This window comes from Gluconobacter sp. P5H9_a (genome assembly GCF_018812085.1).
In the GTDB taxonomy this organism is placed as follows: Bacteria; Pseudomonadota; Alphaproteobacteria; order Acetobacterales; family Acetobacteraceae; genus Gluconobacter.
Map to the genome: position 1 here is coordinate 1 of NZ_JACRVW010000020.1, position 15,651 is coordinate 15,651.

The 15,651-nt window shown below is 53.2% G+C and carries 9 protein-coding genes; 3 read left to right on the plus strand and 6 right to left on the minus strand.

All coding sequences use genetic code 11. The features are described 5' to 3' along the window. From KP708_RS13955 to KP708_RS13970, 4 genes are all read right to left on the minus strand, one after another. The coding region (locus KP708_RS13955; RefSeq protein WP_371822796.1) for a beta strand repeat-containing protein at window positions 1-1,692 on the minus strand (1,692 nt) is incomplete at its 3' end. Between the two features lie 539 nt (window positions 1,693-2,231). Then, window positions 2,232-2,426: a transposase gene (locus KP708_RS13960; RefSeq protein ID WP_215751334.1), complete on the minus strand. Its 195-nt coding sequence runs from the start codon at window positions 2,424-2,426 to the stop codon at window positions 2,232-2,234. Window positions 2,427-2,859: 433 nt separating this feature from the next. Further along, window positions 2,860-4,749: a CocE/NonD family hydrolase gene (locus KP708_RS13965; RefSeq protein WP_215751335.1), complete on the minus strand. Its 1,890-nt coding sequence runs from the start codon at window positions 4,747-4,749 to the stop codon at window positions 2,860-2,862. Between the two features lie 42 nt (window positions 4,750-4,791). Further along, on the minus strand, window positions 4,792-7,197 hold the full coding sequence (locus KP708_RS13970) for a TonB-dependent receptor (RefSeq protein ID WP_215751336.1): 2,406 nt from the start codon (window positions 7,195-7,197) through the stop codon (window positions 4,792-4,794). 101 nt (window positions 7,198-7,298) lie between these two features. On the opposite strand from KP708_RS13970, the gene KP708_RS13975 reads away from it, so the two are divergent. Then, window positions 7,299-8,195 (plus strand): LysR family transcriptional regulator, encoded by an 897-nt coding sequence (locus KP708_RS13975; RefSeq protein ID WP_215751337.1) that lies wholly within the window; start codon window positions 7,299-7,301, stop codon window positions 8,193-8,195. Between the two features lie 224 nt (window positions 8,196-8,419). On the opposite strand, the gene KP708_RS13980 is transcribed toward KP708_RS13975, so the two are convergent. Together KP708_RS13980 and KP708_RS13985 are read right to left on the minus strand one after the other, a co-directional pair. Next, the gene (locus KP708_RS13980; protein WP_215751338.1) at window positions 8,420-10,852 is read right to left on the minus strand and encodes a membrane-bound PQQ-dependent dehydrogenase, glucose/quinate/shikimate family; all 2,433 of its coding nucleotides are present in this window, start codon (window positions 10,850-10,852) and stop codon (window positions 8,420-8,422) included. 170 nt (window positions 10,853-11,022) lie between these two features. Continuing rightward, window positions 11,023-12,714: an alpha-keto acid decarboxylase family protein gene (locus KP708_RS13985; protein ID WP_215751339.1), complete on the minus strand. Its 1,692-nt coding sequence runs from the start codon at window positions 12,712-12,714 to the stop codon at window positions 11,023-11,025. Between the two features lie 101 nt (window positions 12,715-12,815). Here KP708_RS13985 and KP708_RS13990 point away from each other — a divergent pair, with 101 nt between their 5' ends. Together KP708_RS13990 and lldD are read left to right on the plus strand one after the other, a co-directional pair. Continuing rightward, window positions 12,816-13,697, plus strand: a complete 882-nt coding sequence (locus KP708_RS13990; RefSeq protein WP_215751340.1) for a LysR family transcriptional regulator — start codon at window positions 12,816-12,818, stop codon at window positions 13,695-13,697. A gap of 613 nt (window positions 13,698-14,310) precedes the next feature. Further along, on the plus strand, window positions 14,311-15,459 hold the full coding sequence (lldD, locus tag KP708_RS13995) for an FMN-dependent L-lactate dehydrogenase LldD (RefSeq protein WP_215751341.1): 1,149 nt from the start codon (window positions 14,311-14,313) through the stop codon (window positions 15,457-15,459). Window positions 15,460-15,651: the final 192 nt, after the last annotated feature.

Genomic DNA, 15,651 nt, shown 5'->3' on the forward strand with positions numbered 1-15,651 from the left:
GACCAGACCGCCATTGCTGTCAGACGACAGGGTATAGCCATACGTGCTGGCGTTCGGCACGTTCAGCGAATACGTGCCACCGGTGGTGTAGAACGTGATGCCACTCGCCGTTGTGCTGACACTGGTGACGCTGGCCTGCGGGATGGACGCCAGCTCAATCGTGTCTGTGGGCGACCAGCCCGAAATGGTATTCGTCGGCATGGTCGTGCCACTGATAACCAGGTTCGCACCATCACCAGAAAGCAGGATACTACCAGTTCCTGCAGTGCTATTCAAAACGAGCGTACCGCCGGAGGAAACAGTTTGAGTTCCTGCAATCAGGCCACCGGAAGAAATAACGGTCGTACCACCGGCTGAAATGACGGTGCCAGAAACGGTCGCACCGCTTTGGATGACCACTGTATTGCCCGAAGTGACGCCCAGGCTGGCAACATTATTATTGCTCCAGACGGCACCGCTATCAATAATGATGGTTCCGCCTGCACCGCTGCCAAATCCATTATTGCTGGGATTGGCGCCGCTCGCGATTTCCAGCGTACCGCCATTGACCTTGTTAGCAGATCCTGTAGCCCCAGAGCCTAGGTAGAGTCGTGCACCGCTTTGAATAGAAACGCCCGACGTTACAGAGTTCGCACCGGACCCCGAAGCGATCAACTGCGCAGAACCTGATAGGGTTCCACCATAAATCGTACCATAGTTGGTTACAGTGCCACTATAAAAGTAGCTGCTGGTAGCGCTCAGAACGCCCGCACTGGCAACTGTTGCGAGACCTGAGACAACAGCCCCGTCGCGCACATTAACTGTTGCGCCTGAATTCACGGTATTGATGTAGAGATTGGCGCCAGAAATGACGGTCTGCGTACCAATAAGGGTGGCACCAGAAGAAATGATGGTTGTACCGCCCGCAGAGAGAGGCGTTCCGGAAATTGATGCCCCACTCTGAATAATCAGCGTGTTACCAGAGGTAACACCCAGGCTGCCAACATTGTTATTGCTCCAGGTTACACCACTGTCGATAATAATGGTTCCACCGGTGCCGCTGCCAAATCCATTGTTGCTAGGGCTTGCACCACTAGCGATTTCCAGCGTACCGCCGTTGACCTTGTTAGCAGATCCTGTAGCCCCGGCACCCAGATATAGACGAGCACTACTGCCGACACTGACGCCGCTGATGAGGGACCCAGTATAAGCACTTAGGGCCGCGCCAGAGCCGGTAAGTGTACCGTTTGTCACGGTAGAGCCGGAGGAAACGTTGATCGTTCCTTCGAGAAGCGTACCTGAATTTGCCGTAACAGACGCGCCAGTGGCTACATTCCCGCCACTAATAATCGCGCCATTTGCGGCGCTCAGAACGCCGCCGCTGAACGCATTGACTGCGAGAACCGTAGCACCGCTCGCAGCGCTGACAGTGCCGCCGCTTGCGATATAGGGATTATTGACTGTTCCGCCTCCGGAAACATACCGGATGCCACCTTCCTGAATGACGCCTTGATAGGAGGAACCACCGCTGGAGATATAGTCCTTACCGCCACTACTGACCACGCCGTTACGGACGACACCGCCCGAGAGCACATATCGCTGACCGCCATTGTGCTGGTCCTGAGTGACACCGCCGCTCGAAACGGTTTCTACATCCCCGTAAACGAGGGTATTCGAGACCACCTGCCCGGAAGAAACGTTGTAAGTCGCCATCGCGTGTCCATCCTCAATCGTCAGCCATGAAGTGCAATGTGAAAGCGTGCACGCTCTGGCCACCTAAACTTCTTCACTGCAATTGCCCGTCATTTTTGTGTGGACAGCTACAAGGAGAGGAAAAAACAAACACTCTCCGAGTATGAATTCAAGCTTTTTTCTCCTGAGTATAACGAGATTTATTAACGTTTATTTTATGAAATTCAGTCCCAACGCTTCCCAAAAAAAGACAGTGGACATAAAAAATATAGAAATAATCATGATTTTTTAGATCTAAGGGTTTGTTGAAAGCTCCCCCTGATCATTCTTTTTGTTATGAAAATAATTCTCGTTAGATGATTATTTTAAGATTCTCATAGGTACTGGATTCGGATTAAAACACAGAGATCTTAATTTGATCTTTTCTGAGAGGTGGGCGAAGTACCGAGGCTGACTCAGAATTAAGCCCGGTGCTCATCATCTCAGGGTACAGAGTCTGCAACATCACCTCATGCTGACGCGCCTTTGAGATTAGAAAAATACGGTTTTACTAGATCATATTAGCAAAAGACCTGATCCAAAGCCTGCACAGCGAGATTGAGGACGCTCCTGAAAGACAAAGCAGTCTTGTCATATCGGGTTACGATACGCCGCATCAGCTTGAACATGCGTTCGATGCGGTTACGGTCCTGATAGCATTTCCAGTCTGTTTTCTGGGGAGCGTTGCGGCCTTTGCGTGAGGGAATAACCGGCACGATCCCGTGGATCAGCAGAGCCTAGCGAAAACTGTCGCTGTCACAGGTCTGGTTGGCCCGCATGGCTCTCGGGTTGGGGGCTGACACCTTTATCAGAGCGTCTGTGGCTTTTGTCGTCTGAGACTTGCTCTCTAGGGAGGACAAAGCCAGGACGGCATCCCTGACTATCACATCAGGGATCGATTTTGCTCGTAAAGCCGCCGCGTGACCGACCAAAAGCTTCCGAATGAGCCCCCCCTTTCTGCTCGCAACGAAAAGTGAAACCCGTCACACAGAAACCGAAATCATCGTCCTTGATGCCCAAAATCAGGCACCAAGAGCTTCAATCAATGGGTATTCGAAATCTTCATTTTTCTTGAGGCTTCTTATGAAAAAGCCTCAAGATTTTATCTTTTAAGCAGGCTGTTTTGAACAGCCCGCTGTTTGGGAAAAGTCAGTTCTGTGGGGCGTGGTCGGCGGCGTCTCCAGCGATAGCAGCCGAGAGGATAGGCAGCATCACGGATGAAAGGTGGGCTCTATCGTGCCAGATGGTCTGATGGGCGATGACTCTGGTGGTGGCGGTACCCAAGGGTTCGCCGGTATTCGGATTGGGGGCGAATTGCGGATAGTCGCTCGATGAAATTTCCAGACGGATTTTGTGACCGGCTTTGAAGAGGTTGGAAGTCGGCCAAACTTTGATGTGATATTCATAGATCTGACCAGGAACGATCGCAGTTGGATTGCTCAGGGAGTCCCGGTAACTGGCTCGGATGATGCCATTATTGAGGTTAATGGCGCGCCCGTCCGGCGCAACATCAACGAGTTTGGCGGTAAAATCCGTATCTTTCGCATCCGTGCTGGCAAAGAGGTCAACCGTGATCGGGCCGGTTACGTTTACGGGATTTTCGAGGACGGGACTTGTATAGATGAGGATATCGGGCCGCTGTTCGATGGCGGATTGGTCGAACTGGCCTTGTGGGCCGGATGTCCAGGAGCAGCAGGAGTGGCCGCCCACGCTGGGGACGGGATTTGCCGGATCATAGGTAAACTGGTCGGAGGTCGCGGTTTTTTTTACCGGCCTTGTGGAGAGAGAGCCATCGCCCATTGAAGAATTCGCCCGCCCCGCGCTGCCAAGATACCAGGTGACGTATTGAGTGCCTTCGATAGGAAAGGATTTCGCGGTATGCCAGCGGTTTTCACCCATGGTGAAGTAATCGACCCGCGGGCCGTCAGAATAGCCGTTGGCATGACCTTTCAGAACGTGATCGAGAAACTGTACGGTCAGTTCGTTGACAGGACTGTTGGCGACAGCGCCGATGTCTTTTAAACGTGGGCTGATGGTGCCGTTGGGGCGTCCCCAGCCGATATGTTCCCAAGGACCTATAACGAGACGTTGGTTTTCGCGGGCTTCCGGCGTTCCACCGTCGGTACGCATTCCGTTGAAATTGTTGACAGCGCCATTGAGGAAGGAATCATACCAGCCATCGAAGGCAAGGACGGGAACTTTTACGCGGTCGTAATGGGTACGGATCTGGAAAGCTTCCCAATAGCTGTCGCGGGTAGAATGAGCGACTGCGTCGTAGAAATACGGAGCGACTTCCGGTTTGTCGGGGTGGAGAGGCGGAAAGCTGCCGTAAGGGGTGTATGGCATCCAGACAGAGGCATTTTTGCCGTCTGCATAGAGCGATTTCGAGAGTTTTTTATCGCCACGGTTTGCGGCGGCAGACGAAGCGATGGTGTCGAGCATCCAAGGTTCAATGAAAGCGAGGCGAAAGGCGCCATCCTCGTAGGTCCAGCCGTCATAATAATCATCACCTGTATTGGAAGGGACGATGGCTTTCAAAGCAGGGGGAGACGCGGTGGCGGCCAGCCACTGGGTGGCGCCGACATACGAAGATCCGTACATGGCGACTTGCCCGTCCGCACCAGGGAGTGTGGAGGCCCACTGAACGGTATCGTAGCCGTCATTCCGATCGTAGCGATATTCGTAAAACGTGCCATCAGATTTTCCCTGCCCACGGATATCCTGCACGACGACGACGTAGCAGTGCGAGGCAAACCATTCAGGGGTCTGATAGCGGGCCGGCTGGATTTGAGCGGCGCTCTTTCCATACTGCGTCCGCATAAGCAGAACCGGCACTTTTTCGGCAGTTTTCGGCGTATAAACATCAGCACGGAGGACGGTTCCGTCACGCATCCTTGCGGGCACATCGATCTTCTTTGTTACGGCGCAGGAGCCGCGTCCTTCATCGTTTGGCCAGCCCGGTGTGGCTTGGGCTGAGGAGGTCACGGCAGACAGAGCGAGGCAGGTTGAAACGAATAGGGCGGAACGAATGTAAAACATCGAGCAAATCTCCGTTAAGCGGTCTAATGGGGTTAGGGCCTACTAAAATCCGGCGCTAAGGGAGGCGACGACGGCGAGGCCACCGGCACTGAGATAGAGCGGAGATGATCCGGCAATGGTTGTGCCGTAGACGCCGCGCGTGGCTTTCGCATTGTTGGAAATACTCTGGAATCCGGACAAATAGTTTTTAGCGCCGATATTAACGACGTTGAGCTGGAATTGCGGATGTTGCACGAAGCCAATAGTGTTCATGCGATATCCCATGGTAATATTGGCAGTTTCGTAACCGGGAATTTTTTCGTCATTCATGAGAGTAGAATACTGGGAGCTAACGTAGTTGAAGACAAAATTTCCGAAGATATGACTGTCGTCATAGGATATCCCGGCGGCAGCGGAAAATTCCGGACTTTGGACGGCGCGTTTCCCTTTTGTCGGCAGGTAGTCGAGGCCTGAGGCGATATTGTTGTCTGTCGTAGCGTGGAGATACTGGGCGGAAACATAGGGGCTCCAGTGATGCCATGGGCGCAGACCGATTTCACCCTGTGCGCCACGAGAGGTTTTGCCACCAGCCTCGATCGGTGATGGCAACGGGATGCCGTTGATGTATTGCGATGAGGTGATCTGGTTGTTGGTGATGTTGTAGTTGAACAGAGAAACCGCCACATTGACGAGGCCGTAATGGCGGTAACCAATTTCCTCGCCGATAGAGTATTCGCCCTTGAGGGACGCCTGCTTCGACGCGGGGTTCGGACTATTGGTAGAGAATACCTCGCCGTATACCTGCACCGAGGCCGGGGCACGATAGGCTGTTGTTCCATCGACATAGATCTGATCGTGCGGCGTAAGCTGATAGCTGATAGAGACCTGTGGCAAAGGCTGGGCATAGCTGGCTCCGACCTTGTATTTCGTGACACCGGGAATAAGGTTCGTATTCCAGCGGGTTATCATCAGGTAACGTAGACCAGCGTTGAGCGTTAGTTTGTCATCAAGCAATTTCAACGTGTCATCGACGAAGATTTCGTTCATCTGGTGTTTGAAGTTCATGTCGAGGGTCCGGTATTGCTGACCATTCGGCATGGTGACCATATATTTACTGTAATTATTGACGATGCCGCCGGTGTAATTAACAGGCGCATAATAAATAGGCTCTTCGAGCGCAATATAATTATAGATATAACCGGCGCGAAAGGTGTTATGTCCAGCTTTCCAAGTCACGGCGGTGTTCAGGAAGCCGGTTTTCTGCGGCACCGGATTGATGCTGGAAGCAGTTGTGACGCCGTTGGTCTGGTACGGCATATTCAGGTCAGCGATACGCTGGTTTCCAAAATATGATCCGCTGTTTTTGATCGTAACGCCCCCATAATAGAACTCGGAATAGTTCATATAGGCGGGGGTCAGGTCGAGGTTGACGTGTTCACTAAGTTTCAGCTTCACTGGAGCGATCAGCACTGTGGAACGTCTCTGATACTGCCGCAGGCCGACCCAGCTGGTGTTCCCAGGCCAGTATTCCTTCGTATAATTGAAGGAGTTTCCGTATTGTTTCCACTGGGCCATGGTCAGGGGGCGGTAGCTCGCCTGCTGCCAATTGTCATAAGAAAAAGTGAGGCCTGCGCTACTGCCGGTGCCCCATTCCTTGATAATTTTTGAATCAACATGGAATTTCCTGAACTGACCTGAGCCGCGCCACTGGTTGTTGGTCGTGGAGGAGAACGAGGCAAAGGCTTTGACACCGCTATGGCCGATTTCACCTGTATCGAGGCGAATATATTCGCGCTGGAGTGATTTGGATCCGAAACTGAAATCGACGCTCCCTCCTCTCCTGTCCTGCGGCCCGCGCAGGGCGACGGTGACGAGACCACCCACGTCGTTATAGACGGGCGCGCCGATATCTGGCGCACCCTGTGCGACAGTCACGGATTGGATGTTGTCTGTGTCCACCATAGCCTGAGTATAGGGCGTGTAGTTGATCGAATCGTTGAGAGGAATTCCCTCATACAGGAAACCGATTTCGGCCTGTTGCAGGCCACGGATGGACATCGCGGTGCTCGACTGACCCAGCGGGTCGGTGCTAGCAGAGATGACACCCGGCAGAGCCGAGATCATGGCGATAGCGTTGCTTGTAGGGGACTGTTTGGCGATAAAGTCGCGCGTAATGGTGCTTTGAGCCCGTGCGGCGGTCTGGCGAGCCATGAGGCCACCGCCGGGGGTAGTGTTAGTGACGCCGTTGGCGGTTCGCATGCCAGCATGTACTTCGACCATTTCCGTGCCGGCTGCGCTGAAGGGATGCTGTGGCTTCGGTTTCGCAGCGGCTTTAGAAGATACTGCGGCGCTCGCAGCGGCGGGCCGGTGCGAAGGCACTTTCTTATGGGTTGGACGGGCATCCGCCGGGTCGGGTAGCGAGACGGAAGAAGCAAGAAGAACGGCCAGAAATCCGTTGGTTTTCCGCACGTGATGCTCCTGTGTAACGGGAGGGGAAGAGGCGAAACAGATCGTTGCTTTGTCAGAACGTTGTGGTCAAATTTTAATTTTTGCTGTTAGCTATAAATCCGATGAATAATATATCGCGGATCGATCTTAATCTGGCTCATGTGTTTCTAGCCCTGTGGCATGAGCGCAGTGTCAGCCGTGCAGCAGAACGGCTGTCTTTGACGCAACCGGCTGTCAGTTCGGCATTGCGGCGTTTGCGCGAAGCGTGCGGCGACGAGCTTTTCGTGCGCACACGGTATGGAATGCAGCCAACGGCGCATGCGGTGGCAATTGCAGAAACGCTTGAAATGAACGTGTCTTCTCTGCGCTCCTCGCTAGGGCTGCGAGGGCAGTTCGATCCGGCGTCTTCGTCCCGCTTCTTCATAATTGGAAGCGATGGGGGGCTGGATTATGCACTGGGGGGACGGCTTGTTGCACGTCTGTCGGCTGAGGCGCCGGATATCACGCTGACGTTTCGCACCGTTTCGGCTCCGGTTCTGGACGGGGCCCTGGGGCGGCGAGAGATTGATATGGCTCTGACTATCAGTTCCCTCACGCGACCTGACTGTGTCTCGTCACCTCTCGGATCATTCCGGTTTGTCTGTGTCTGGCATGCGGATTTCTGTATTTTACCCGAGCAGATGACACCTGAAGATCTGGAGCGCTGTCGTCATGTGTTGGTTGAGACCGCATTACGGCACAGTATTTTCGATCATCGGCTGCGGAGCATGGGCATTCGGCGCACTGTGAGGACGATTGTGCCGTCTTTCGGGCACCTGCCGACCTTCCTCTGTCAGCCAGACACCATTGCGATTGTTCCTGATTATATCGCTGAATTTTTTCTCATGACGAATGGGCTACGGATTTCTTCTCTGCCAGAGGTTTTTGGAGCCCATGAGGTGCGGATGCTGCTACCGCGCAAATCGGAGTACGATGCAGGTGTTGGCTGGCTTGAAGGGCTGATCCGTAAGGTAGTTTGAGAGCAGTTACGTGCTGCTAACCTAGATGGTTAGCATTTCATTCTCGTCATACCGGGTACGACTAAGCAATCACAAAAATACGCACAATGTCTAAAATTTCTATGGTTTTTTGGAAAAATTTTTCAACTTCAGGAATTTAGCAATAACAGGCTAACCCTTGATCGATACGAATTTTTAATGAGTTGTCTTGGGAGTTATTTTCCCAAGACAACGTCCCAAATGAGTTACTTCCCTTCCCCATCTGGCAGCGCATAGGCGATAATCTCATCGCTTACATCAGGCGAATGGCTCATGCCACCCGCCGAAATCACGACATATTCTTTACCGCTTTTCGGAGAACGAAACACGAGAGGAGCCGCAGGCGCACCCGCCGGCAGACGAGCTTTCCAAAGCTCCTTACCCGTCAGCGAGTTCAGCGCCCGAAGATAATAATCCTGCGTGCCCGCAAAGAACACTATCCCAGACGCCGTTACCGTCGGCCCTCCAAGGGTCGGGAGGCCCATCGGCACCGCCATATGAGTCTTCAAACCCATGGGCCCTGTATCTTTCACCGTTCCCAGCGGAACCTGCCACAGTAGCTTTTTCGTATGCAGGTCAATGGCATTCATTGTTCCAAACGGTGGCGTGTTGCACGGCACAGCGAGCGGAGACTGCAAGATATCAATCCGTACACCACGATAAGAACCAGCAACCTGTGGCCGCAACGTCCCCATGAAGCCCGGCACCTCGTCCATTGAAATCGTGTAGTGGGAAGCATTCTTTTCGTTCACGAGCATCATGCGCAAGGGCACGCGCATATCGTTCACAAACATCAGGCCTCGTGCCTCGTCGATGGCAATACCACCCCAGTTCATCCCGCCAAGAAGGCTCGGATACTCGATGTAAGGTTTCTCGCCAGGCGGTGTGAACGGACCTTCATAGACAGAGTTGCGGAACATGATACGGCAGTAAAGCTGATCAAACGTACTCACGCCCCACATCGAATTTTCACTGAGCGGCTTATTGCCGATCCCGGGCATTCCGACAGAGAATGGCTGCGTCTTAGCCAGATGCTCGTCGTCCGCCGCTCCTTGCAGCGGTACGCTCTTCTCGACCACATCCGTCACCGGCACCCCGGTGCGACGGTCTACGACAAAGATATTACCCGTCTTGGTCGTCTGGATCAGAGCAGGAACCTTCTCTCCCCGGGAATTACTTACATCGTAGAGCACCGGCTGTGAGGGAATATCATAATCCCAGACATCATGATGAACCGTTTGGAACACCCATTTTGTCTGCCCGGTAGCCGCATCAACTGCAACGATTGCTGCGCCGAACTTTTCTTTCACCGCACTGCGATCACCACCCCAGTAATCCGGCGGCCCCCCACCCGTCGGCAGATAAACAAGGTTCAGGTCCCGGTCATATGTCGGAATAGTCCAGACATTCGGCGTTTCCAGTGTGTAAGTCTTGGATGGATCTGCCGCGTTGGCATTATCTGGATCACCGACATCCCACGCCCACGTCTGAGCACCCGTACGCACATCGAAAGCTCGCACGGCACCTGACGGCTCGCCATGCACAATATCGCGCACCCAGCCACCAATAACCGTCGTGTGACCCATGATTACCGGGATACCTGTAGGGTGATACCGTTTGCCGTTTTCAACTGGCCCCATGCGAGGCTTCAAATCGACAATACCATTGTCACCAAATTTCGGACACAGCTTGCCAGTGTGCGCATCCAGTGCGATCAGGCGGGCATCAACCGTGTTTACAATAACGCTCTGACGGCAAGGCGCATCCGGATCGACGGACTTCTCTTCGGCTGTCAGCGTCAGATCCCTGTCCGTGTCATAATAACCGACACCACGGCAACTGACATGCTCTGCGGAATGGGCATGCGGATCAAAAGTCCATAGGGCATGACCTGTATCGCCCTCAATCGCGGCAACCTTGTTTTCCGGCGTGCAGGAATAAAGAACATTCCCGATCTGCTGCGGCGTATTCTCATCAACGCCCGTACCGCTTCCGGTCACGCGGCGCCCCGTGTGATACACCCAGGCAACCTTCAGATGGCTTACGTTCTCCGGCGTGATTGCCGTGTACGGAACGTAACGCGTGCCATGCGCGTTTCGGCCGAAATATGCCCAATCATCTGGCACATTTTCACTCGCGACGACATCTTTCGTACGGCTCGCGACATCACTTTCGTTATGGATGGCGCCATGTGGCGTAAAGGCTTCAAGCAGCGTGACCACAAGAGCAAGCACAAGACCTGCACCACCGAAAACTCCGGCCTTACGAGCGACTGAGCTGACATTTGTAAGCGTTACTGTTCCCCACAACCCGAGCACACAGAGAACCGCTGGAACCGTCAGGCGCGGTAGCAAAGCCCAGTAACCGATTTCCGGCGTATCTACTAAAGCCCAGAGAAGTGTTGCGAGAAAGACCACTGCCGTTAAGGGCAGAGCCAGACGCTGTCGCAGAAACATGAGAATGCCAATAGCGACATAGGCAAAACCCGCGACAAAATAATAAAAGGATCCTCCCAACAGCGTAAGACGTATTCCCCCTATTAAAAGAGCGACACCCACAAAAAAAATAATTATCGCAAACAAAATGCGAGATGCGGAACGTATGTCAGCTCCGACTTTTTCTGAAATATTACTATTCACGCCCCAATACTCCGCACAAATATCCTTCCGTCCATCAGGAAATTACCTTCTCTGAAATCGCACAACCTGATGTTAGTGCCTTATGTCTACAAACCCCGATAGGCTCAGATGACATAAAAAAAAGCCAGAGCCCCCAAAGGCTCTGGCTTTTTCATTTCAGATCTGTGCCTTCAGCTGCGCTGTGGCTTGCGGGAATTGGCAGCGGCTACGCGCTTGCCCCACGCAACGAGCGCATCCGTGCAATCCGTCCGGTCGAGCTTGCATTCGATCAGGGTCGGTCCACGGGTGTTCTTTTTAGCCTTTTCAATGGCTTCAGCCAGCTCCTCACCAGTGGTGGCTTTTAAGCCGAGGCCAGACTTGCCGCTTGCTTCACCCGGCACACCACCGTTGAAGACGTTAACCAGCGCGGCATAATCCCAGTTCTGGATGTAGTTGTACGGCCCATCATGAATCTTGATTTCAATGACATAGCCATAATTATTAACCAGGAAGATGATAACCGGCAGTTCATACCGAACCATCTGTGCGACTTCCTGAGCCGTAAGCTGGAACGAGCCATCACCGACCATCAGAACGTGCTGACGCTCAGGTGAACCCGCCGCATTCCCGAAAACGGAAGGTACGGACCAGCCGATGTGGCCCCACTGCATTTCAGATTCAACACGCGCACCTTCAGGAAGGTGCATCCGGGTCGCGTTGAACCAGGAATCACCAGTCTCTGCAAACAGCGTCGTGTTGCCATCCACCAAAGCATTGATCTGACGCGTCATTTCGTCATTCGTCAGCGGGGCGGTCGGATTGGCCGTCGGCAGAACAACCGGCTCGTAGCTTCCGGTCAGAGATGCAGGCTTATGGGGAGCTTGTGTCGTCAGAGCCTTGACGAACTCTTTCAGACGGAAGCCTTCGAACGTCTTGCCGTTAACCGTCACACGGTCCGGATTGACCTCCAGAACGTTTTCACCACGGATCAGGTCATTCCAGCCCACGGAGGAATAATCGTTCCAGACAGGCGCCAGGGTGATGACGCCATCTGCACTTTTGACGACCTCTTCAGCACCCGGGCTGCTAACTTCGCCCCAATACACGCCGCGGAAACCCGGATGTGTTTCCGGAAAGAAGCTTTTGGCCGCGCTCATGATCGTAACTGCGCAACCGAGTTTGTCGGCCAGAGCCACAGTTTCCTCAAGTGCTTCAGCCGCACGCAGTTTACTGCCGACAAGGATGACAACCTTTTCGCGATGCGCAAGAAACTCTTCGCTCTCCTTGAGAGCGGCCTTCAAGCTGACCTCGTCCGGAGCCGGATAAGACAGCAGAGAGTCCACCGGACCAGGGCGGGCACAAGGAGCCGCAGCCACGTTGCAGGAAATTTCCAGATAAGCTGGCTTCTTCTCACGCAGAGCCGTGCGGATCACGTGATCGATTTTGGCTGGAGCGGACTCCGCATCCGTGATGCTTTCGGCTGCGCAGGTGACGTGCCGTACCATTTCGAGCTGGTAGTTATAGTCCGTCGTGCCGATCGTATGATGCAGCACCCGCCCCGAGCCATAATCGTTGGTATTGGGCGCACCGGAAATCACGATAACGGGCAAGTTCTCGGCATAAGATCCACCGAGGCCATTCATGGCAGAAATAGCGCCTACGCTAAACGTCACGACAGCTGCTGCTGCCCCTTTAGCCCGCGCATAACCTTCTGCGGAAAAACTGCAATTCAGCTCATTACAGCTGTAGATCTGACGCATGCCGCCATGTTCGAGAAGCTGATCCAGCAGGACGAGGTTATAGTCTCCCGCGACGGCAAAATGGTCTTTCAGACCGATCTGCGTCAGCCGTTCAGCGAGATAATGTCCAACAGTAAAGCTCATCACGAAATCCTCTGAGGAGTGTCTGTCACGACTCTCGGCAGACTGCTGGATAAAGTCCAATATATAGTTGAATGCATTTCCATATATGATACGTATGGATCATGGACCTACGCCATTTACGTTACTTCGTTGCCATTGCGGATCACGGGAGTTTTACTCGTGCAGCCGAAGCCCTGCACATCGAGCAGCCGCCGCTCAGTCAGCAGATCAAAGCACTGGAAGCGGAACTCGGCCTTTCCCTGTTTCATCGTTCCAGACGCGGTGCCACCTTGACCGATAGCGGCATACAGCTCCTCGCGAAGGCACAGCATATTCTTGCAATGGAACGCGAATTTTATCTGCTGGCGGGAGGCCTGGCACGAGGCGAACAAGGGCGACTACGTCTCGGCATGGCCGGCGCCGTCGCCCTCCTGCCCCTTATTCCTCGGGCCATCCGCCTCTTTCGGGAACGCTGGCCCGACATCGTCATCACCTTAGACGAGAGCAACACCCCTGCACTTTGCGAGGCCCTGCATGAACACCGGTTGGACATCGCGATCGTCCGCCCCCCAGCCCCGGACCCGCGCATTACTCTCCACCCACTCTTTGATGAGCCCACCGTTCTGGCCATTCCAAAAGGGCATCCACTGTCACAGCAGGACCGTATCCCGCTTTCGGCTGTGGCCGACGAACCGTTCCTGATTTTCAAACGCGAACTTGGCCCAGGCTTTTATGACGCTATCATCGCGGCTTGCCAGAAAGCAGGCTTCACCCCTCGCCTTGGTCAATCCACACCGCAGATTGCTGCGACAGTTCCCATGGTAGCCGCCGGAATGGGCGTTTCCATCGTTCCAGCTTATCTCAGCCAGATCCATGCTGAAGGTGCGACATTTCATCCCATTGATGGCCCCATGCCTCGCGCCTCTATAGCACTGGCCTCAAGCCAACCTGAGCTTTCAGGGCCCAGCGCACGGTTTCATGCCCTTTTGCGTGAACTCGCCTGAAGTATCTCAATGATTGAGGTGCATTAATAGTCGCATAACTCTCGTGTCGATCTTCTTGATAATAGAAAAGATCCTGCCGTGACGGCCCCCCTGTTCTCAGGATAGGACATTCCTGAGAGCAAATTTACCTCATGCGTACGATGGCAAGGATAACAGTAACCAACCCTATCGACACGCTGAATGGGTCCGCGCCCCCGCGTTCAAGACTGAAATGCGCGGAACATAGCCATCATTGACAGCAGAAGGTGTCCGGGCAGAATCTTTAGTCTGTTAGATTAGAACCTGTTCTTCCTCACCAAAAAGAAATGACTGTTATCAAACAGGATTTCGAAGGTTTTCATCTTCGTAATAGTTAGAACACTCAAAGTAATCACGCCTCTTTGATAACACCCGAAATCACAGTACGCGATGCTCCTAAGTCCTTATAATATATAGATATTTCATAACAAGTTTATTTTATATATCTAAAAAGTATGGATAGCACCAATTTAAGCGAATGGATGTTAGGACATTTCTCTTCCAGACAATGCGCCAGGCAGTCCGTGAGAAAGACGGATCTAAGAAAAAAAACCAAGCGCACGCGGAATGACAAAATCCGCGAAGGAGAGTTGCAATGATTATTTCAGCAGCGACAGATTACCGAAAAGCAGCCGCTCGGAAAATCCCTCCTTTCCTGTTTCATTACATTGATGGCGGATCATATGCGGAGCATACGCTGAAACGAAATACTGCAGACCTTGCAGATCTCGCTTTAAGACAGCGTATTCTTCGCAACGTCTCTGACCTGGATACTTCTACCGAAATATTCGGGCGTAAGCTTGCTTTTCCAGCCGCGCTTGCCCCGGTGGGACTAACAGGTATGTATGCCCGTCGCGGCGAAGTTCAGGCAGCACGGGCCGCAAGCCGCAAAGGTATCCCTTTCACCCTCTCCACTGTATCAGTGTGTCCAATCGCGGAAGTGCAAGCCGCAGTTCGAGAACCAATCTGGTTCCAGTTGTATGTGCTCAAAGACCGTGGTTTCATGCGTGATGCCTTGGAGCGCGCAAAAGCAGCAGGCGTAACCACCCTCGTCTTTACGGTAGACATGCCAACACCGGGGGCGCGCTACCGCGATGCTCATTCAGGCATGTCCGGCCCGATGGCTAAATGGCGTCGCTATGCTCAGGCGGTGACACATCCGCAATGGGCTTGGGATGTTGGTTTGCGTGGACGCCCGCATGATCTGGGCAATATCTCGACATATCGAGGCACCCCCACTGCGCTTGAAGACTACATTGGTTGGCTGGCAGGTAATTTCGATCCGTCAATAAGCTGGAAAGACTTGCAGTGGATACGTGATTTCTGGGAAGGACCAATGATCATTAAGGGTATTTTGGACCCTGAAGACGCGAAAGACGCTGTAAAATTTGGGGCAGACGGTATCGTTGTCTCCAATCATGGTGGACGGCAACTTGACGGTGTCCTTTCAACCATTCGTGCCCTTCCTCCCATCGCAGATGCCGTCAAGGGTGACCTGAAAATCCTTGCTGATTCAGGAATTCGCAGCGGTCTGGATATTGCTCGAATGATTGCATGTGGGGCTGATTCCGTCCTGCTGGGGCGCGCCTTCGTTTACGCTCTCGCAGCAGCAGGAGAGCGCGGCGTCGCGAATGTGCTGGACATCATCGAAAAAGAACTCCGTGTTGCGATGATTTTGACTGGCGCGCGCTCAATCTCGGAAATCACCTCCGACAGTGTTGAGAAACTTGCGCGAGAACGCTGATCCTTCAACGACCCACAAAGACTTCATCACGGCATATCGCGCGAAATAATAGAGGCGCGATTACCGAATAATACATCAAAAATAAATATAATCTGTGAATAACACGGAATATTAATGTCATGTTTCATGGTTTTACCAAAGATCTTCCTTCGTCGTTATCCGTTGTTAAGACAAAAAGACGCTCCGGGACCA

Coding starts and splice junctions, on each gene's coding strand:
- lldD (WP_215751341.1), top strand. CDS start 14,311: ATGATTATTTCAGCAGCGACAGATTACCGAAAAGCAGCCGCTCGGAAA.
- KP708_RS13965 (WP_215751335.1), bottom strand. CDS start 4,749: ATGTTTTACATTCGTTCCGCCCTATTCGTTTCAACCTGCCTCGCTCTG.
- KP708_RS13975 (WP_215751337.1), top strand. CDS start 7,299: ATGAATAATATATCGCGGATCGATCTTAATCTGGCTCATGTGTTTCTA.
- KP708_RS13985 (WP_215751339.1), bottom strand. CDS start 12,714: ATGAGCTTTACTGTTGGACATTATCTCGCTGAACGGCTGACGCAGATC.
- KP708_RS13990 (WP_215751340.1), top strand. CDS start 12,816: ATGGACCTACGCCATTTACGTTACTTCGTTGCCATTGCGGATCACGGG.